This is a genomic window from Chryseobacterium sp. VAUSW3 (assembly GCF_002205795.1).
Lineage (GTDB): Bacteria > Bacteroidota > Bacteroidia > Flavobacteriales > Weeksellaceae > Kaistella > Kaistella yananensis.
The window spans coordinates 178,500-198,005 of record NZ_NIUY01000001.1; the positions used below are offsets into that span (position 1 = coordinate 178,500).

Below are 19,506 nucleotides of genomic sequence, written 5' to 3' on the forward strand. Positions count from 1 at the left end.
ATTCTAAAAGACTCCTAAATCCATTTAAACAGTTACAGTGGTTACTGCTTTGTAATTAGAGTTCATAATACGTGAAATGTTAAATTCAAATTGCATCTTCGATCCATTTCAGATAATTTTCCAGTGGTTTTGGGAAAGATTTCTGGTGAGATTCTTCCAAATCGGTAGTCATAAAACCATTTTCCAGAGCGAAATTTTTAAATATCTCTTCTTTATGCAAAATCACTTTGTATATGTTTACGGTAAGATTTTTATGCGTGAGCTTGTGCAAAATCGTTTTATGATGAACGATTTCTGTTTTAAATTCGGCAGGAACCTCTGTAGGAAATTCGTAAAGTCTTTTCCAGATAAAATCATCGCCTCTTCTTTTGATAAGAAATTTAGAGTCGCATTCAACATAATAATAATTAAGTTCCAAATCTGTGGCTTTTGCTTTCTTAGATTTCATCGGAAATTCATGAATTTTTCCTAGATTAAATGCCAGACATTCCTTATTTAATGGACATATCCCACATTTGGGATTTTTTGGTCTGCATATTTCCGAGCCAAGGTCCATCATGGCTTCGTTAAAATGCCCCGCTTCGTTTTCAGGCATCATCCTCAATGCCAGTTCAGAAAAGTATGAAAACGCTTTCGAGTTTGAAATATCGAAATCATAAGCAAAAACCCGGGATAACACGCGGTAGAAATTGCCGTCTACCGCTGGGAGCTTTGTTCCGAAACATATACTTGAAATGGCTGCCGCAGTGTATTTGCCTACTCCTTTCAAGCTCAAAATATCGTTATAGTTTTCCGGGAATTTACCCTGGAATTCCTGTACGATCTGAAGTGCTGCTTTGTGAAGATTAAGGGCGCGGGAATAATAACCGAGTCCTTTCCAATATAATAAAACCTCATCATTTTCGGCCTGAGCCAAAGTCTGCACATCCGGAAATCTATGGATAAACCTGTTATAATGATTCAAACCCTGTTCGATTCTGGTTTGCTGAAAAATTATTTCGCAGATCCAGATTTTGTAGGGATCATTTGTATTTCGGAAAGGTAAGTCCCTGCCGTGTATTTTGTACCATGCCAAGAGCAATTCACCAACGTGAAGAAAATCAGCATTTTGTTTTTTACTTTTCAAAAAATGTTCTTATATTTGCACACCAAAAATATAAATAAATAAAGGAAATGACAAAGGCAGAATTGGTGAGCACCATCTCGAATAAATTGGGAACTGAAAAGAATGAAACTCAGAAAGTTGTAGAAGCGTTCATGCAGGAGATCAGAACTTCAATGTATAATGGCGACAATGTTTATTTAAGAGGTTTCGGTTCATTTGTTATTAAAACAAGAGCAGCAAAAACAGGAAGAAACATTTCTAAAAATACAGCAATCGAAATCCCGGCTCACAATATCCCGGCTTTTAAACCATCAAAAACTTTTGTTGAGAAGGTAAAAACCAAAGTAGCAATTAAATAATTAACTGAGAGAATATATAAGTTACAAATTAAAAATTTTTAAATTATGCCAAGCGGAAAGAAAAGAAAGAGACACAAGGTTGCAACTCACAAAAGAAAGAAAAGAAGAAGAGCGAACAGACACAAGAAAAAATAATCTATTCGCGATTTACAATATAACAATATAGTTGGTGTTTTTATATTTATAAAATTTCACCGACTATATTTTTGTTTTGTCCCAAAATTTAACCTACAGATTGAAGGATTTAGTTATACCGGCTTCAGCATGGTATACGCCCCACAAATACACATTCTTAGTCGGTAAACATTATTTAAGTACCAAAACAGTTAAAAATTTTAGATAATATCCGCAGGAATTTCTGTAAATTCCCTTGTCTAAATCTTTTTAATTCCCCAATACAAGAATGAAGAAAGAACTTATTATATCACATGAAGATGAAAGGTCTAAAATCGCCCTTCTGGAAGACGGAAGGCTTTTTGAGCTGCATGAACAGGAAGACAAAAGCGACTTTGTAGTTGGCGATCTGTTTATAGGGAAAGTAAAAAAACTCGCGCCCAACCTTAATGCAGCTTTCGTGAGCATAGGTTATGAAAAAGATGCATTTCTGCACTATCAGGATTTAGGTCCGCAATTCCTCACTTATAAAAAATTTCTGAAAGACACTGTTTCAAAAAAACAGCAGAACTCTTCTCTAAAGAACTTCGAAGTTCAGCCCGAGATCAATAAAAACGGCCTGATTGACAAAGTACTTGCAAAAGACGACAGCGTAATTCTGCAGATTACCAAAGAACCCATTTCTACCAAAGGTCCCAGAATATCCACCCAAATCTCCTTAACAGGACGATTTCTCGTTTTAATCCCTTTCGATAAAAGCGTTTCGATCTCAAAAAAAATTGCAAATGGTGAAGAAAGAGAGCGACTTAGGACTTTAATTGAAAGCATTAAACCCGAAGGTTTTGGCGTAATCATCCGCACAGTTGCCGAAGGTAAAAAAGTAGCTGAACTGCATAATGATATGAACCAACTGGTTCAAAAATGGGAAACCACCTTCAAAAACCTTCAGAAAAACAAAGTTCCAAGTCGGGTTTTAAGTGAAGAAGACAAAGCTTCAGCAATTCTGCGCGATAATTTCAATGCAGATTTCGTTTCTATTATCTGCGATGACGAGCAGATGGTTGACGACATGAAAGCCTATATTGAAGTCATCGCTCCGGAACGCAAAAACATCGTTCAGTTCTACGATAAGCCCATTCCGCTGATGGAATATTACAATGTTGAAAAACAGCTGAAACAGAGCTTTGGTAAACATGTAAACATCCCAAGTTCAAAAGGTGCTTACCTTGTCATCGAACACACGGAAGCGCTTCACGTGGTAGATGTAAATTCAGGAAACAATATCTCTTCAGGAGGTGCCGGAAACAAAGAACATGCGCTGACCGTAAACAAAATGGCCGCAACCGAAATTGCGCGTCAGTTACGGCTACGCGATATGGGAGGAATTATTGTGATCGATTTCATCGACATGATTAACGCAGATCACCGCCGGGATTTATACGAACACCTGAAAAAGGAAATGAGCCGCGACAAAGCCCGTCACAAAATTTTACCTCCAAGTAAATTCGGATTAATACAGCTTACGCGACAACGTACGCGACCGGAAAACATCATCGAAACCAAAGAAGAAAACCCTAATGCCGACGGCGAAATCCTTGCTCCGATCGTAGTGGTTGAACGAATGGAAGAAGTAATAAGAGGTCTCATTCAGAAAGAAAAAGGAAAGATTTTTCTTCATGTACATCCTTTTGTTGAAGCCTATCTTACCAAAGGTTTGGTCAGCATACAGACAAAATGGTATCTGAAATACAAAAAGTGGGTCACTATTATTCCGCGCGATTCTTTTAAATATCTGGAATATAAAATTATCAACTCCCAGAAAGAAGAGCTTATGAGCTATTCTAATTAAAACCGAAAATACAAAGCAGATTTTACGTAGAATTTGCATTTACAAATTACAACTCCCTCCTGTAGGGAGTTTTTTATTACGAAAAGGATTGTGTTAAAATTTTATCCCAATAATTTCGTAAATTACAGTTCGTTTTATCCACCCACAGTTTAAAATCTGGAACTATGCCGGCAAATCATTTTAACATTCAAGGTTTATCAGCTGAAGAAGTACGTCTCGCCCGCAAAAAATTTGGCGACAACACCTTAAAATATAAAAAAGAAAACACTTTTTTAGATGCTTTGATAAGCCTTGCTAAAGAACCCATGATTATTCTGCTTCTGGTGGCAGCCCTAATCTATTTTGTGAACGGCATGGTGAGCGACGCGATATTTATGGTTTCGGCCATTGTGGTGATTTCGCTGATTTCGCTCTACCAGGATTCCCGCAGCCGAAATGCGCTCGAAAAGCTTAAGCATTTCACACAACCTAACTGCAAAGTCATTCGCGACGGAGAAATAGTGGAGATCAACAGCGAAGAGCTGGTTGTTGGCGACAGCCTGATTATTGAAGAAGGAACTTTGGTTGTAGCCGACGGAACCATCGTTCATTCGAATGATTTTTCTGTTAATGAATCAATTCTCACCGGGGAATCGTTTGCGGTCTTTAAAGATAAAAGCAAAGAAGACAACTTTGTTTACAAAGGTACAACGGTAGAAAGTGGCCTTGCAATTATAACGGTAACCAGCATCGGAAACGAAACGAAACTCGGTAAAATCGGCAAAAGTCTCGAAAACATTAAGGAAGAAAAAACTCCGCTTGAAATACAGATCAATGATTTCGTAAAAAAAATGGTTATCGCTGGAGTTGCCGCATTTCTTTTGGTTTGGGGAATCAACTATTTTAATTCTCATGATATTCTCGACAGTTTGCTGAAAGCCTTAACCTTAGCAATGAGTATTCTGCCTGAAGAAATCCCGATGGCATTCACCGCATTTATGGCGATTGGCGCCTGGCGGCTTATGAAGATGCAAATTGTGGTAAAACAGATGAAAACCGTTGAAACTTTAGGCAGCGCCACAGTAATTTGCACCGACAAAACCGGCACAATTACCGAAAACAGAATGAGTTTGGCTAAAATTTTTACGCCCGAAACCCAAAAGATTTCAGAACCTGGAAAAACTTTAACAACCGAAGAAAAAGAACTCATTACCTTCGCGATGTGGGCAAGCGAACCGATTCCTTTTGATCCTATGGAAACTGCGCTGCATGAAGCTTACCGGAATTTAGGAGCCGAAGATGAACGGCCGCACTTCAAAATGGTTCACGAATATCCTTTGGGTGGAAAACCGCCTATGATGACACATATTTTCAGCAACAGTGCAGGAGAAAAAAAGATAGCAGCCAAAGGAGCTCCTGAAGCAATAATTAATGTCTGCAACCTGTCTGACGAAGAACAACAGAAAATATTAGATGCAATCGAGACCATAACTAAAGAAGGCTACCGCGTTTTAGGCGTTGCAAAAAGCGATTTCGCAGGTGACAGTTACCCACAACATCAGCAGGAATTACCTTTCACATTTTTAGGAATCGTCGGTTTTTATGATCCACCGAAAGCAAATATCACTAAAGTCTTAGAAAATTTCTATCAGGCAGGAATTTCTGTAAAAATAATTACCGGCGACAATGCTGCCACAACACAGGCAATTGCCAAGCAAATTAATTTTAAAGGTTCAGAGAAAAGCTTGAGTGGTGATGAACTCATGCAGATGTCAGATGCTGATCTCCATAAAACCGTAATGGAAACCAATATTTTTACACGAATGTTTCCGGAAGCCAAACTTCGTATCATTAACGCTCTAAAGGCCAAAAACCAAATTGTAGCAATGACCGGTGACGGTGTGAATGACGGACCGGCCCTGAAAGCCGCTCACATCGGCATCGCAATGGGAAAACGAGGTACGGAAATTGCCAAACAGGCCGCATCTTTGATCCTGATTGAAGACGATCTCTCGAAAATGGTAGATGCCGTCGCCATGGGCCGGAAAATTTACACTAACTTAAAAAAGGCGATTCAGTACATTATTTCGATCCATATACCGATTATTCTTACGGTTTTCATTCCGCTGGTTCTGGGTTGGATTTATCCAAATATTTTCTCACCGGCACATGTTATATTTTTAGAATTAATCATGGGTCCCACCTGCTCTATCGTTTTTGAAAATGAACCGATGGAGAAAAACGCGATGCAGCAGAAGCCCCGCTCCTTCAAAACAACTTTCTTCAACAGCCGGGAATTGCTTACAAGCATTATTCAGGGTCTCGCGATCTCCGCAGGAACATTGTTTATCTATCAATATGCAGTACAGAATGGTTTTAACGAAGCACATACACGCACGATGGTTTTCACTGTTTTAGTTGCTGCAAATATATTTTTAACCTTGCAGAACAGGTCATTTTACTACTCCATCTTCACGACTTTAGGTTACAGAAACAACCTCATCCTGCTGATTATTTCGATTACTACAGGAATAATGGTGCTTTTACTTTACGTACCAACATTCACTGAATTCTTTTTATTCGAAAGACTTTCAGCTAATGACCTTGGACTTTGCATCCTGATCGGTTTAATCTCTGTCCTTTGGTACGAACTGGTAAAACTAAGGCTGAGATTGAAAAACAAAAAACAAGTGTAACTTATTTTAAAAACCAAGAAACATCAGCTCAAAAACTGCAATAGGAAAAGTGTTCAAATCAATTTTAACTTTCTTTTAAAACACTTTCAGTATTCAATTTCCTAAATTTGTTACATGGAAGTTTTCGGGAGAGATCTTATCAAAAAAATTCAGAGTGCAGAACTGTTGGGCGAAAACGCGCACATGATTTATTCGCCACCCTACCGTCCGCTATTTTCTTACGATGAAATTATAGCCAGAAATCCAAAATTTGCGGCAGTAAACATTGTACTTTATCTTAAAAATAACGAATGGTATTTCCCTCTGATGGTAAGGAGTACCAACGAACGCGACCGTCACAGCGGACAAATCTCTCTTCCTGGCGGAAAAAGAGAAGAAACCGACCGTAGTTTCGAAGAAACCGCAAAACGTGAAACTGCAGAAGAAATGGGAATCGAAGAACATTACATCCGGATCATCCGCGAAATGTCGCCCATTTATATCCCGCCAAGTAACTTTTATGTAAGACCATTTGTGTCGTACACCAAAAAAAATCCACAGTTCATTCTTCAGGAAGCTGAAGCTGTGGAATTAATAGAATTCCCTGTTTCTTCGATACTGGAACTTACCGAACAGCCTGAAATGATGGCCTTACCAAGCAGCAGAGGCGTGGAAGTTCCGGTGATTAATTTCAACGGATATATTATCTGGGGTGCGACTTCAATGATTTTAAGTGAATTCAGCACTTTGATGAAAAATTTGTAAATTCGCGGTCTATGTAAATTGATAATGGCGAAGAAAAATATTTTCACAGATGCATTTGGCAATCTTTATTTCCTGAAAAGATTAATCATTTTCATTTTAGGAATTGTTTCTTACAGAAGATTCAATGGCTTCAACAAACTGAAAATTTCCGGCACCGAAAATCTGGTTGATTTGCCCGACTCCAACGTACTTTTTGTCTCTAATCACCAGACGTATTTTGCTGATGTAGCCGCCATGTATCACGCATTCTGTTCGGTGAACAACGGTTATCTGAACACGATAAAAAATCCTGTTTATCTACTAAATCCTAAAGTTGATTTTTATTACGTGGCCGCGGAAGAAACCATGAATAAAGGTTTAATGACTAAAATCTTTAAACTTGCCGGAGCCGTAACCGTAAAAAGAACCTGGCGGTCGGAAGGTGCAATCGTAAACAGAATGGTGGATTTAACCGAGGTAGAAAACATCATGAAAGCGCTGGATAACGGCTGGGTAATTACTTTCCCGCAGGGAACAACCTCCGCATTTGCACAGGGCAGAAAAGGGACAGCCAAACTCGTGAAAAACCAACGACCCATCGTAATTCCTATAAAAATCAATGGATTCCGACGTGCATTCGATAAGAAAGGACTTCGGGTAAAAGTTACCGGTGTGAAGCCAACCATGGAGTTCAAAAAGCCTTTGGATATTGATTACGACAATGATGATGCCCAAACAATTTTAACAAAAATAATGGTCGCGATAGAACAAACCGAAGATTTCAACGTTCTACATGAATACGACCAGGAATTAAAAGCTCAAAAAACTGAAGAGAAATCTACCTTAAAATCATAAAAAATTCTGAATGAAAAGATTTATTGCATTTTTCGTTTTACTGGCACTCGCCTCTTGTACGACACAGAAAAAATATACCGATTTCGATTACAGTTATTCCCGCAGCGGCGGTTTGTCACCAATTTACGAAAACCTTTGGATCAAAGGTAACAACGCCCATTATTCCTTCGAAGGACAGGGTAAAAACATTAAAAAAGATTTTACACTTTCAAAAGAAGAGCTCAATAACATACAGAATGTTCTGGAGCAGAACAATTTCCGAATGATTCAGGAAGACTATAAAAAACTTTACGATTATATTTCGACTTCTATCGTTGTGAAAAAAGGAAGCCAGTCGGCCAGCAAATCAGATGCCTCTCATATCATGGAAGGCGATAAACGCCGTTGGGAAAATGTGGTAAATACCTTTCGCCAGCTTATTGATTCCAAAACTGCCGAAGCAAAATAACGATAGCTAATAATGACCGATTTTTCAGAAATTACTGCGTATTCACAACATAAAACGCGCGTATTAATTTACAGTTCTTATCCTAAAACCGCCGAACTTGTTTTGCATGTTCTCGATTTTTTCGGAAAAAAAACCGATTATATTCTGGCAAACGGCACGAGTAAAACTACGGATTGCGATTTTGTAATTTTAGAAACTTCGGATCATCAGAAAGCTGCAGATTTTAAAGCTAATATTGCGCTGATTTCAGATGAAATGAACAGCGAAAACCTGTCATTAATTCTTAAAAACATTACAGCAGGCGGCGTTTTGGTTTATCCTGAAAAAGCAGAAGAAACAATAAACGAAGCAGAAAACTATTTCCGGAAATTATCTTTTTCCGACGCTGAATTTAAAACTGAAGGTGAAAAAATACTCATCAGTACTGAAATGGGTGAAATTCCGCTTGGTTCCAGTGACGCAAACTTGGTAAAGAATATCAACGGAATTAAACTGCTTTGCCAGCAATTTGGTATTATGGAAGAAGATTTCTACGAAGCGATGATGAGTTTCGAATAATTGCTGACCAGCATTTTACGCATTCAACTTTTACTTTCATTCAAAGTCTGAAAATTTATTTAAATTTACCTTGAAACAAAAAGTAAAACAATGCGCTATCACCAATCCGGTAAAATTCCTCAGAAAAGACATACCGTTTTTAAATCCGAAAACGACAATTTTTATTACGAACAGCTTTTCGGAACTGAAGGTTTTCACGGAATTTCTTCGCTACTCTATCATATTCACCGCCCAACGCAGATAAAATCCATCAGCGAACCAAAAGACGTATCGCCTAAAATCGCGGTCGGAAAAAATGTGACGCCAAGGATGTTTAAGGGAATGAATGTTACCGCTGAAGACGACTTTCTCGACAGTCGCAAGATTCTTATGCTGAATAACGACCTGAAAATGGGTCTCTCAAAACCCAGAAAATCCACCGAATATTTTTATAAAAATGCCGAATGCGACGAATTGCTTTTCGTTCATGAAGGCACCGGAGTCCTGAAAACTTTTGTTGGAAATCTGGAGTTTGGTGTGGGTGACTATCTTATCATTCCGCGCGGTACAATTTATCAGCTTGAGCTGCACACAGAAAACAATGTTTTTCTGATTGTAGAAAGCCACTCACCGATTTATACGCCAAAACGTTACAGGAACGAATTTGGGCAGCTGCTGGAGCATTCACCGTTTTGTGAAAGAGATATCGTAACGCCAACTTTTGTAGAACCGAAAGATGAAAAAGGAGATTTTCTCATCAAAGTAAAAAAGGAAAACCAAATCTGGGATTTCATCTACGCAACGCATCCTTTCGATGTCGTAGGTTGGGACGGATTTTTCTATCCTTTCAAATTCAATATCAAAAATTTCGAACCTATTACGGGTAGGATTCATCTTCCGCCACCGATTCACCAGACTTTCGAGGCTCATAATTTTGTGGTCTGCTCATTTGTAGCGAGAATGTACGATTATCATCCGCTTGCGATTCCCGCACCGTATAATCACTCTAATATTGATTCAGACGAAGTGCTTTTCTACACGGAAGGTGATTTCATGAGCCGGAATCATATTGATCTGATGGATTTCACGCTTCATCCGGGCGGCATTGTTCATGGCCCGCATCCGGGAGCGATGGAACGAAGCATCGGGAAAAAATTTACAGAAGAATACGCGGTGATGGTTGATCCATTCCGACCTTTACAACTCACGGAAGAAGCCCTGAAAGTAGAAGATCCTACTTATAAGACTTCCTGGCTCGAAAATATTGAGAATCACCTGGAAGACCGTTCTCAGGAATAAATTAAAAGCTAAAATAACGTTAGCTTTTTTCATTTAAAATCAAGTAAATTATCTGCGACAGAAGGAGTATAGAACATTCCAGCGTAGTTCCTAAATCGCAATCATATTAATCCAGGAAAAAAATTTTAAATATTTTCAAAAACTGAGTTTCCTCATTTCGAATCTTAATTGAAATGGCTAAATTTGATGAAATTAACAACAGTAATCTAATTTCAATATTATGGTTCAATACGTAAGTGCCGAAGAAGCAGTTTCGATGATTCAGAGTGGTAACCGGATATTTTCTCACGGCAGTGCCTGTACTCCCAACCTTTTCATTGATGAACTTGCAAGACAGTCGTCCAGACTTAGAGGGGTAGAATTCGTCTCCATCACCCAACAGGGAAATGTGGAAGTAGCCAAACCTCAGTACAAAGACAGTTTTTATATCAACTCTTTATTCGTTTCAACACCTGTTCGCGACGCCGTAAATTCGGATCGCGGAGATTTTGTTCCTGTTTTTCTAAGCGAAATACCTACGCTTTTTAAAAAAGGCTTGCTGCCTATCGATGTGGCTATGGTTACTGTTTCTCCTCCGGATCAACATGGTTACTGTACCTTGGGAACCTCTGTGGATGTGGCAAGAAGTGCTGTAGATACCGCAAAGATCATCATCGCTCAGGTAAATCCGAGAATGCCGAGAACCCATGGCGACGGGATGATTCACTATACCAAAATCCATAAAATGGTTTGGCATGAAGAAGAGCTGCTTACGGTTGATTACGGCGCAAAAGTAGGTGAAGAAGAGTTGCTTATTGGAAAAAATGTAGCTGAAATCATCGATGACAGAGCCACACTGCAAATGGGAATCGGAACCATTCCCGATGCGGTACTGAAATGCCTGCATAATCATAAAGATCTCGGAATTCATACCGAAATGATCAGTGACGGAATTGTAGAATTGGTGGCAAACGATGTAATTACCAATAAATACAAAGGCACGCACTCCAACAGAACCATTACCAGCTTTGCTTTCGGAACAAGAAAATTATACGATTATATCGACGACAATCCTTCCTTTGCTTTTATGGATGTGGAACACGTAAATTATCCCATCAACATCATGAAAAACAAAAACATGGTGGCCATTAATTCAGCCATTGAAATCGACCTTACAGGCCAGGTTTGCGCAGATTCCATCGGCACTTTCCAGTTCAGCGGAATTGGAGGACAAATGGATTTCATGCGGGGAGCAGCACTTTCAGATGGTGGAAAACCGATTATTGCGATTTCTTCCCGCACCAAGAAAGGCGTTCCGAGAATTGTTCCTTTCCTGAAACCGGGAGCCGGCGTGGTGACTACAAGGGGGCATATTCACTACGTCGTAACTGAGTTTGGAACCGCTTACCTTTACGGAAAAAGTTTAAGACAGAGAGCGAAAGCACTGATTGATATTTCGCACCCAGACGACAGAGAAATGCTTGAAAAAGCAACCTTCGAAAGATTTAAATGTCTTTAAAAATAATCCAATCCCGAAATTTTCGGGATTTTTTTTGGAATTCTTTGAACTGATTTCCGCTTTAACTGTCGCATCTATTACATTTTATCTGTCCTGAAAAATTTTTGTAATTTGCCCTATCTAAAAAAACAAACTCATGTCTACACTTACATTTGCCGAAAAAATTGCACAGGCAGAAAATTTTTTACCCATCAACGGGACCGATTATATCGAATTTTATGTAGGAAACGCAAAACAGGCTGCACATTTTTACAAAACCGCCTTCGGTTTTCAGTCTGTAGCCTATGCCGGACCGGAAACAGGCGTTCGCGACAGAGCTTCTTATGTCGTTCAGCAGGGAAAAATTCGTTTGGTATTAACTTCCGGACTCAAATCTGATTCACCCATTTGTGAGCATCAGAAAAAACACGGCGACGGTGTGAAAATTCTGGCACTTTGGGTGGATGATGCCTACTCCGCATTTGAAGAAACCACAAAACGTGGCGCAAAACCATATTTGGAACCTCAAACCTTAACCGATGAACACGGCGAAGTCCGCATGTCCGGGATTTATACTTATGGTGAAACAGTTCACATGTTTGTAGAACGCAAAAATTACAAAGGCGATTTTATGCCGGGCTACCAGAAATGGGAAAGCGACTATAATCCAACCGATGTAGGGCTTCTGTACGTTGACCATTGTGTTGGGAATGTAGGTTGGGACCGAATGATTCCAACAGTTGAATGGTATGAAAAAGTGATGGGATTTGTCAATATTCTAAGTTTCGACGATAAGCAAATCAACACCGAATATTCTGCACTGATGAGTAAAGTAATGAGCAACGGAAACGGTTTTGCAAAATTCCCGATCAATGAACCTGCTGAAGGAAAGAGAAAGTCGCAGGTGGAAGAATATCTTGATTTCTACGAAGGCGAAGGCGTACAGCATATCGCAGTAGCTACCAAAGACATCATCAGAACAGTAACCGAGCTGAAAGCTCGTGGTATTGAGTTTTTACCGGCTCCACCAAATGCTTATTACGAAATGGTTCCGGAAAGAGTAGGCCAAATTGATGAAGACCTTAAAAAACTGGAAGAACTAGGCATTCTGATCGACTGTGACGAAGAAGGCTATCTTCTGCAAATCTTTACAAAACCTGTGGAAGACCGCCCTACCCTTTTCTTCGAAATCATTGAAAGACACGGCGCACAAAGTTTCGGCGCAGGAAATTTCAAAGCGTTGTTTGAAGCACTGGAAAAAGAACAGGAAAGAAGAGGAAATCTTTAAAATAAAGACTCCCAAAATCCTTCAATACCATGATGATGAAAAAAATAATTTTAATTGCACTCTTCTTTGCATCCGCGGTCAGTATCAGAGCTCAATACGGTAGTATTAACGCGATTCTCGACCGGTTGGAAGAGAAACGCGGCGTCAATAAAAACCTTAAAGATATAAATATTGACGATGCAAAGTTTGTTCTGATTAAAGATTTTGAAGATCACACCGAAAGAAGTTTTGTCATCATCAAAGGTAACAAGGCAACTTATGTGGAAATGTTTGATGATAAACAGACCGGCGAAACTTCTTCTAACGTTTTTTCCGGAGATGTTGTCCGTTCGAAGCATAATATTATTTCGCTCCGCGCTGATAAACTCGAAGGTAAACAAATCGCGTTGGCGATTACCAAAACCTTTCTCATGACGATGCAGAAAAAGGTTCTTTACCTCATCGACGTCAACACAAAAGAACGTTGGATTGCAGAAAGTGCTTTTAACAAATAACAAATCTTAAATAATAACGCAGGGTTCAAGGTGTAATAAAATTATTACTTTGAACCTTTCTTTTAAACAAAATATATTATGAAATCTTTTGTAAACTACGATCAGAACTCAGATTTTTCAATCTACAATATTCCGTTTGGAGTGGCGGTTTTCGAGCAGGAATATATCGCCTGCTGCACAAGAATCGGTGATCTGGTAATCGATTTGGCTACCATGTACGACTATGGCTTTTTCGACGAGATCGAAGGATTGAATGAAAATGTTTTTGAAGCCTACACGCTGAATGAATTCATCGAACTGGGGAAACCGGTAACCAATGCCGTACGATTGAAAATTCAGGAACTGCTTGATGAAAATTCCAAACTTGCCAACGACGAAAAAACAAAAGAAGAATGTTTTTACGACCTCGATAAAGTGAAGATGATGATGCCAGTTCACATCCCGAATTATACCGATTTCTACAGCAGCATCGAGCATGCAACCAATGTTGGGAAAATGTTCCGCGATCCCGCCAACGCACTTTTACCAAACTGGAAGCATCTTCCGGTAGGTTATCACGGGCGGGCTTCCTCCATTGTAGTTTCAGGAACCGACATCATCCGTCCGAAAGGCCAGACTAAACCTGCAGATGCTGATTCGCCTGTTTTCGGCCCGTCGAAACAGCTGGATTTTGAGCTTGAAATGGCATTTATCGTAAACAAACATACCGAAATGGGCGAAAGCATAACCACGGCAGAAGCTGAAGACGCGATTTTCGGAATGGTAATTTTCAACGACTGGTCAGCCCGCGACATCCAAAGTTGGGAATATGTTCCGCTTGGGCCGTTTTTAGGCAAAAATTTCGGAAGTTCTATTTCTCCCTGGGTTGTTACGCTGGAAGCACTTGAACCCTTCAGAACGCAATCGCCAGTTCAGGAACCGGCAGTTTTAGATTATTTAAAATTTGAAGGCGATAAAAATTTCGACATTAATCTTGAAGTTTATCTGAAACCGGAAAATGGCACAGAAAACCTTATTTCACAGAGCAATTACAAATTTATGTACTGGAATATGGCGCAGCAGCTCGCACACCACACCGTAAACGGCTGCAATGTAGAAGTTGGTGACGTGTATGCATCGGGAACAATTTCCGGCGAAAATCCAAACGCTTTCGGTTCGATGCTCGAGTTAACGTGGAGAGGCCAAAATCCTTTGAAACTGAACAATGGCGAAGAAAGAAAATTCATCAATGATAACGATACGATAATCATGCGCGGATATGGGGAAAAAGACGGAATCAGGGTTGGTTTTGGAGAAGTTTCAGGGAAGATTTTACCGGCAACCTTATAATTTTTTACAGAATTTAAGCAATGAAAACAATTTCTCCTAAAGATTTAAATAATTTACAATTACAAACGCTTTTGCAGACGGCCATTGCTCCACGTCCGATTGCGTTGGCTTCAACTATTGACAAAGACGGAAATGTAAATTTAAGTCCGTTCAGTTTTTTCAATATGTTCAGTACAAATCCGCCGGTGGTTATTTTTTCACCGTCACGAAGAGTGCGCGACAACACAACAAAACATACGCTGGAAAATGTTAAACAAGTTGCCGAAGTCGTAATCGGTATCGTAAATTACAGCATCGTACAGCAAATTTCACTGGCTTCTACCGAATATGAAAAAGGAGTTAATGAATTTGTAAAAGCAGGTCTCACGATGAAAGAGGCAGATTTGGTTAAACCGAAACTTATCGAAGAATGTCCCGTAAATATGGAATGCAAAGTTCTGGAAATTAAAAGTTTGGGAACGGAAGGCGGCGCAGGAAACCTGATTATTTGCGAAATCATTAAAATTCACCTCCGCGAAGAATATCTGAATGAAGAAGGAAATCTTGATCAGAAAAAACTCGATCTTGTAGCAAGATTAGGCGCAAACTGGTATTCCCGGAACAACGAGAACAATCTTTTCGAAGTTCCGAAACCTCTGGTAACCAAGGGAATTGGTTTCGATCAATTGCCGGAAGCGATAAAATATTCAAAAATTTTTACCGGAAATGATTTAGGAATGCTCGCAAATGTAGAACAGTTGCCGGAAGGTAGTTTTTCTGCGGATGAGAACACCCATTCCGAAGCCCGAAAATTTCTTTCGGAAAACAAGATCGAAGAGGCCTGGAAAGTTTTAACGGTTTAATTTTAAATAAAAAAAGAGTGAATTGCATTCACTCTTTTTTATTTTATTCTTCGTCTTTAATACTTAAATCTTTATTGAGATCAGGATTCAGTTTCAGATATTTCTGGTTCTGTTTATTCCTGAATCGGATATTGAGCATTTCTACCGCCAAACTGAAGGCTAAACATGAATAAATGATGTTTTTACTCACATGCTGGTGGATTCCTTCTGCTACCAACATTACTCCAATTACCACAAGGAACGCCAGGGCGAGCATCTGCAGACTCGGATATTTATTAATGATGGCAGAAATTGGTCCGGCAAATGCCATCATAATTCCAATAGAAATCACCACCGCGATAATCATCAGTAAAACGTTATCAACCAAACCGATAGCCGTTAAAATAGAATCTAAAGAGAACACCATATCGATTAGGATAATCTGAAGAATCACCATCGTCATTAGACTTGATGCGCCTGATTTTGGTTTTGGTACTTCGTCGTGTCCGGACATTTTTCCGTGGATTTCGAACGTACTTTTTGCGATAAGGAAAATACCTCCGCCCAACAGAATAATATCTTTCCAGCTCAGTGCCAATGGCAGCTCGCTTCCAGGCTCGTTAAACCATTCCAGCGTGAGCACCGGCTCTTTCAGTCCGATAATCCAGTTGATCATAAGCAGCAGTACTACACGGAAAATCATTGCAAATGCAAGTCCCAGGTTTCTGGCAAAACGCTGTTTTTCTTTCGGCAGTTTGTCGGAAATAATTGAAATAAAGATAATATTGTCGACGCCCAGTACAATTTCAAGAAAAGTAAGGGTAAGAAGACTGACCCAAACTTGTGGATCGGCAAAATTCGGCAAATCGATAACTGATAAAAATTCCATTGTTTAATTTTTGGTGGTTAAAAATACATCTTTTTTCTAAAAACTTTATTTAAAATTTTCGCAGATAAATGTAATGGAACGCAACACCGCATTATCGAGATCTGGCGGTAAATTATCAGATTGCCATGGCTCTTTTGCACCAAATGTATGGTTTGCACCATCAATGATATAAAGTTCAGAATCTTTGCACCAATCATTGAGCAAAAACGCCTCCTTATCTTTCACCGCTTCATCTTCAGTACCCTGAATAATGAGTACAGATTTTTGCAAATGCTGCGCGCAATACTGAATGGTAAACCGTTCCTCGTTTTGCTTAAAATCTTCGTAAAACTGGTAATAGTGAGGCATTTGCTGCTTGGTTCTTGTATTTTCTGAATACATGACGCCGGAATTTTTCCAACTCTCCAGACGCTCGCCTGAAGGAAACCTGTAGTTGAAATTACTTACTCCCGCCAACGTTATCAAAACCCTGATTCTATCGTCTTCGTAAGCTTTGATGAGTGAAATTCCCCCACCGCGGCTATGTCCTATAATGGTAATTTTACTGAAATCAACCGACGGATGTTCTGAAAAGTACGCCAAAAGCGCATCAAGATCCGACATTTCTTTGGAGAAATTATTATATCCAAAAGCTTCCAGATCATCAAATTCTGTAGGGTTTTCCACAGTGGTTCCGTTGTGCGAAAAATTGAATTTAACAAAGAAAAATCCGGCTTCGGCAAATTTATTCGCCATCAAATCCCAGGCGCCCCAGTCTTTATAACCTTTGTAACCATGAACAAAAATTACCAACGGAAGTTTTTCTTTCCCTTCAGGATAAAAAGCATCTGCAAGAAAATCGCGTGTTTCCGGATTCTTAATGCGAATATTTTTCTGAATATTTATTTTCATGAGATTGAGGTTAAGGTTGAGGTTGAGATTTTCAAATTTAGTTATTTTGAGTGAGTGTTTCCAGATTGGGTCTGGTTTCGCGTGAGCGATGGTAGTGGAAATCCTTTTATTGGGCGGCGGCGAAGCCGCCGCCCAATAAAAGATTGTAGCGGACGTAGCGACCCGCGCAGCTGCAAACGCGCAGGCGAGGGACACGCCCAAAAAAAATCACCCAAATTAATGAGTGATTTTAAATATATTACCAGATTTTAATTCTTTCTTCCGGCGCTTTATAGAGTTTGTCTCCTGGCTTCACATCGAACGCTTTGTAAAAAGAGTCCTGATTAACCAAAGGTCCAAAGGCCCTGAAATAACCCGGCGAGTGCGGATCGGTTTTCACCTGATTTACCATATACTGCTCGGTAGATTTGGTTCTCCAAACGGTAGCCCAGCTCATGAAAAATCTTTGATCCTGGGTGAAACCACTGATTAATCCCGGGTTTCCGTGATCTTTCAGATACATCTGCAATGCGGTGTACGCTACGGCAACGCCACCCAAATCACCGATATTCTCTCCGCTGGTAAATTTCCCGTTGATAAAACTTCCTTTTACCGGTTCGTATTTATCGTATTGCGCAGCAAGCTGCCCCACTTTCGCATCAAAGTTCTTACGGTCAGCATCGGTCCACCAGTTGTTAAGGTTTCCGTCGCCATCAAATCTTGATCCGGAATCATCAAAACCGTGAGAGATTTCGTGACCGATTACCGCGCCAATTCCACCAAAATTTACCGCAGGATCTGCTTTGAAATTGAAGAAAGGCGGCTGAAGAATTGCTGCAGGGAATACAATTTCGTTGTTGGAACCGCTGTAATAAGCGTTTACGGTTTGTGGCGACATTCCCCATTCGGTTTTATCAACAGGCTTACCTACTTTGTCTAAATTTTTCGCGTACTGCCATTCTGAAACTTTCTGGAGGTTTGCGTAATACGTTCCGCCGTCGGCAGGCGCGGTTAGCTGAAGCTTTGAATAATCTTTCCAGGTATCCGGGTAAGCGATTTTCACACTGAATTTCGAGAGTTTTTCCTGGGCTTTTACTTTGGTCTCAGCCGACATCCAGTCGAGGTTGGCTATATGATGTTCGAAACCTTTTTTTAGGTAGCTGATATAAGTTTCCATCTGTGCTTTTGCTTCAGCAGGGAAATATTTTTCAACATACAGTTTGCCGAAAGCTTCGCCCAAAGTTCCGTTGATTACGCCCAAACCTCTTTTATCCATGGATCTTTGCTCTTTCTGACCCTGTAAATATTTTGAATAGAAGTTAAAGTTGATGTCATCAAGCTTCTGATCCAGATTGCTCGCGTTTCCGGCAACCAGTCTTGCTTTCATGTACTCCTTAATCAAAGGAAGCGTTCGCTCATTCATCCAGGAATCCATAGTCTGAAGGTATTTCAGCTCGCTTACGATTACCTTATCGGTATTTACGCCGGCTTTTTTAAGATAATCAGCAAGGTTGATATTTTTTACCAAAGACGGAAGTTCTGCAACTGTTTTAGGATTATAACGAAGGTTTGCATCGCGGTTTTGCTCGTTGGTCAACAGGTTTCCGGCAAGCTGTTTTTCGAAAGCAACAACTCTTTGTGCAGTTTGGTCCGCATTTTTATATCCTAAAACCGTGAAAAGCTGCGCTACATAATTTTTGTACTCGTTGAGCGTTTTGGTGTTGGCTTCGTTTTCTTTCTGATAATAATCTCTACCTAAACCGAGACTTGGACCGCCAAAATAAACGGCATTCATTTTAGAATTTTTCAAATCTGCACCTACACGCCATGCGTATAAAGGATTGTCGCCGGTTTTTGTTGCTTCGATTAGATATTTCTGTAAATCTGCAATCGTTTTCAGTTGATCGATTTTGGCAAGATCAGCTTTAATTGGGGAGATTCCATCGGCATTTCTCTTGTCCCAGTTCATGAAAGTGCCGTAAAGTGCCTGAATTTTCTGGCCTTCAGAGCCCTGAGCAAATTTCTCAGTCAATATTTTATTTAAAATTTCTAAAGACGCCACATCTACATCTTCTCGAAGGGCATTGAAACTTCCCCAACTTGCTTTATCGGATGGTATTTCTGCAGTTTTCACCCAGTTTCCGTTCACATAGCTGAAGAAATCATCCTGAGCACGAACTGAAGTGTCCATATAAGAAAGATTAAGACCTTCTTCTTTTACAGGTTCTGCTTTCACAACTGCCTGCTCTTTTGGTTGCTCGGTAGTCGAATCAGCTGATTTTGTGGTTCCGCACGAATTAAGGAAAACAATTCCCGAAAATGCCAGTGCGCTTATCGTTATTCTCTTCATAGATAAATATATTTCTTTGTTAAG

General features: G+C 39.8%; 17 protein-coding genes. 13 read left to right on the plus strand and 4 right to left on the minus strand.

Features of this window, described 5'->3' with window-relative positions; genetic code table 11:
* Positions 1-85: 85 nt before the first annotated feature.
* Positions 86-1,126: an A/G-specific adenine glycosylase gene (gene mutY, locus CDW55_RS00850; RefSeq protein ID WP_088467851.1), complete on the minus strand. Its 1,041-nt coding sequence runs from the start codon at positions 1,124-1,126 to the stop codon at positions 86-88.
* Positions 1,127-1,173: 47 nt separating this feature from the next.
* On the opposite strand from mutY, the gene CDW55_RS00855 reads away from it, so the two are divergent.
* From CDW55_RS00855 to CDW55_RS00915, 13 genes are all read left to right on the plus strand, one after another.
* Entirely contained in the window at positions 1,174-1,464 is a 291-nt protein-coding gene (locus CDW55_RS00855) for an HU family DNA-binding protein (RefSeq protein ID WP_088467852.1), read from the plus strand.
* A gap of 403 nt (positions 1,465-1,867) precedes the next feature.
* The gene (locus CDW55_RS00860; protein WP_088467853.1) at positions 1,868-3,427 is read left to right on the plus strand and encodes a ribonuclease E/G; all 1,560 of its coding nucleotides are present in this window, start codon (positions 1,868-1,870) and stop codon (positions 3,425-3,427) included.
* A 164-nt stretch (positions 3,428-3,591) separates the two neighbouring features.
* Complete coding sequence (locus tag CDW55_RS00865) at positions 3,592-6,102, plus strand: cation-translocating P-type ATPase (protein ID WP_088467854.1); 2,511 nt, start codon at positions 3,592-3,594, stop codon at positions 6,100-6,102.
* Between the two features lie 114 nt (positions 6,103-6,216).
* Positions 6,217-6,846 (plus strand): NUDIX hydrolase, encoded by a 630-nt coding sequence (locus CDW55_RS00870; protein ID WP_088467855.1) that lies wholly within the window; start codon positions 6,217-6,219, stop codon positions 6,844-6,846.
* A gap of 24 nt (positions 6,847-6,870) precedes the next feature.
* Positions 6,871-7,680, plus strand: a complete 810-nt coding sequence (locus CDW55_RS00875; RefSeq protein WP_088467856.1) for a lysophospholipid acyltransferase family protein — start codon at positions 6,871-6,873, stop codon at positions 7,678-7,680.
* A gap of 10 nt (positions 7,681-7,690) precedes the next feature.
* Entirely contained in the window at positions 7,691-8,128 is a 438-nt protein-coding gene (locus tag CDW55_RS00880) for a hypothetical protein (protein WP_088467857.1), read from the plus strand.
* Positions 8,129-8,140: 12 nt separating this feature from the next.
* Entirely contained in the window at positions 8,141-8,686 is a 546-nt protein-coding gene (locus tag CDW55_RS00885; protein WP_088467858.1) for a hypothetical protein, read from the plus strand.
* A 90-nt stretch (positions 8,687-8,776) separates the two neighbouring features.
* Positions 8,777-9,964, plus strand: a complete 1,188-nt coding sequence (locus CDW55_RS00890) for a homogentisate 1,2-dioxygenase (protein WP_088467859.1) — start codon at positions 8,777-8,779, stop codon at positions 9,962-9,964.
* A 220-nt stretch (positions 9,965-10,184) separates the two neighbouring features.
* Complete coding sequence (locus tag CDW55_RS00895) at positions 10,185-11,462, plus strand: acetyl-CoA hydrolase/transferase family protein (protein ID WP_088467860.1); 1,278 nt, start codon at positions 10,185-10,187, stop codon at positions 11,460-11,462.
* Between the two features lie 136 nt (positions 11,463-11,598).
* Positions 11,599-12,729, plus strand: coding sequence for a 4-hydroxyphenylpyruvate dioxygenase (gene hppD, locus CDW55_RS00900; RefSeq protein WP_088467861.1), 1,131 nt, complete (start codon positions 11,599-11,601; stop codon positions 12,727-12,729).
* A gap of 35 nt (positions 12,730-12,764) precedes the next feature.
* A complete protein-coding gene (locus CDW55_RS00905) occupies positions 12,765-13,223 on the plus strand; it encodes a hypothetical protein (protein ID WP_088468653.1) in 459 nt (152 codons plus the stop codon).
* A gap of 78 nt (positions 13,224-13,301) precedes the next feature.
* Positions 13,302-14,552, plus strand: a complete 1,251-nt coding sequence (fahA, locus tag CDW55_RS00910) for a fumarylacetoacetase (RefSeq protein WP_088467862.1) — start codon at positions 13,302-13,304, stop codon at positions 14,550-14,552.
* Between the two features lie 20 nt (positions 14,553-14,572).
* Positions 14,573-15,394 carry a flavin reductase family protein gene (locus CDW55_RS00915; RefSeq protein ID WP_088467863.1) on the plus strand — a complete coding sequence of 274 codons (822 nt, stop codon included), beginning with the start codon at positions 14,573-14,575 and terminating at the stop codon, positions 15,392-15,394.
* A gap of 43 nt (positions 15,395-15,437) precedes the next feature.
* Here the strand turns inward: CDW55_RS00915 and CDW55_RS00920 are convergent, their stop codons facing one another.
* Genes CDW55_RS00920 through CDW55_RS00930 form a run of 3 tightly spaced genes read right to left on the minus strand, consistent with a single transcriptional unit; the run spans position 15,438 to position 19,482 of the window.
* Positions 15,438-16,262, minus strand: coding sequence for a TerC family protein (locus CDW55_RS00920; protein WP_088467864.1), 825 nt, complete (start codon positions 16,260-16,262; stop codon positions 15,438-15,440).
* A gap of 45 nt (positions 16,263-16,307) precedes the next feature.
* The gene (locus tag CDW55_RS00925; protein WP_228399585.1) at positions 16,308-17,354 is read right to left on the minus strand and encodes an alpha/beta fold hydrolase; all 1,047 of its coding nucleotides are present in this window, start codon (positions 17,352-17,354) and stop codon (positions 16,308-16,310) included.
* 37 nt (positions 17,355-17,391) lie between these two features.
* A complete protein-coding gene (locus tag CDW55_RS00930; protein ID WP_088467865.1) occupies positions 17,392-19,482 on the minus strand; it encodes a M13 family metallopeptidase in 2,091 nt (696 codons plus the stop codon).
* Positions 19,483-19,506: the final 24 nt, after the last annotated feature.

Coding starts and splice junctions, on each gene's coding strand:
- CDW55_RS00880 (WP_088467857.1), top strand. CDS start 7,691: ATGAAAAGATTTATTGCATTTTTCGTTTTACTGGCACTCGCCTCTTGT.
- CDW55_RS00905 (WP_088468653.1), top strand. CDS start 12,765: ATGAAAAAAATAATTTTAATTGCACTCTTCTTTGCATCCGCGGTCAGT.
- CDW55_RS00920 (WP_088467864.1), bottom strand. CDS start 16,262: ATGGAATTTTTATCAGTTATCGATTTGCCGAATTTTGCCGATCCACAA.
- CDW55_RS00915 (WP_088467863.1), top strand. CDS start 14,573: ATGAAAACAATTTCTCCTAAAGATTTAAATAATTTACAATTACAAACG.
- CDW55_RS00865 (WP_088467854.1), top strand. CDS start 3,592: ATGCCGGCAAATCATTTTAACATTCAAGGTTTATCAGCTGAAGAAGTA.
- CDW55_RS00930 (WP_088467865.1), bottom strand. CDS start 19,482: ATGAAGAGAATAACGATAAGCGCACTGGCATTTTCGGGAATTGTTTTC.
- CDW55_RS00895 (WP_088467860.1), top strand. CDS start 10,185: ATGGTTCAATACGTAAGTGCCGAAGAAGCAGTTTCGATGATTCAGAGT.
- CDW55_RS00875 (WP_088467856.1), top strand. CDS start 6,871: ATGGCGAAGAAAAATATTTTCACAGATGCATTTGGCAATCTTTATTTC.
- CDW55_RS00870 (WP_088467855.1), top strand. CDS start 6,217: ATGGAAGTTTTCGGGAGAGATCTTATCAAAAAAATTCAGAGTGCAGAA.
- CDW55_RS00855 (WP_088467852.1), top strand. CDS start 1,174: ATGACAAAGGCAGAATTGGTGAGCACCATCTCGAATAAATTGGGAACT.
- CDW55_RS00860 (WP_088467853.1), top strand. CDS start 1,868: ATGAAGAAAGAACTTATTATATCACATGAAGATGAAAGGTCTAAAATC.
- hppD (WP_088467861.1), top strand. CDS start 11,599: ATGTCTACACTTACATTTGCCGAAAAAATTGCACAGGCAGAAAATTTT.
- CDW55_RS00890 (WP_088467859.1), top strand. CDS start 8,777: ATGCGCTATCACCAATCCGGTAAAATTCCTCAGAAAAGACATACCGTT.
- CDW55_RS00885 (WP_088467858.1), top strand. CDS start 8,141: ATGACCGATTTTTCAGAAATTACTGCGTATTCACAACATAAAACGCGC.
- fahA (WP_088467862.1), top strand. CDS start 13,302: ATGAAATCTTTTGTAAACTACGATCAGAACTCAGATTTTTCAATCTAC.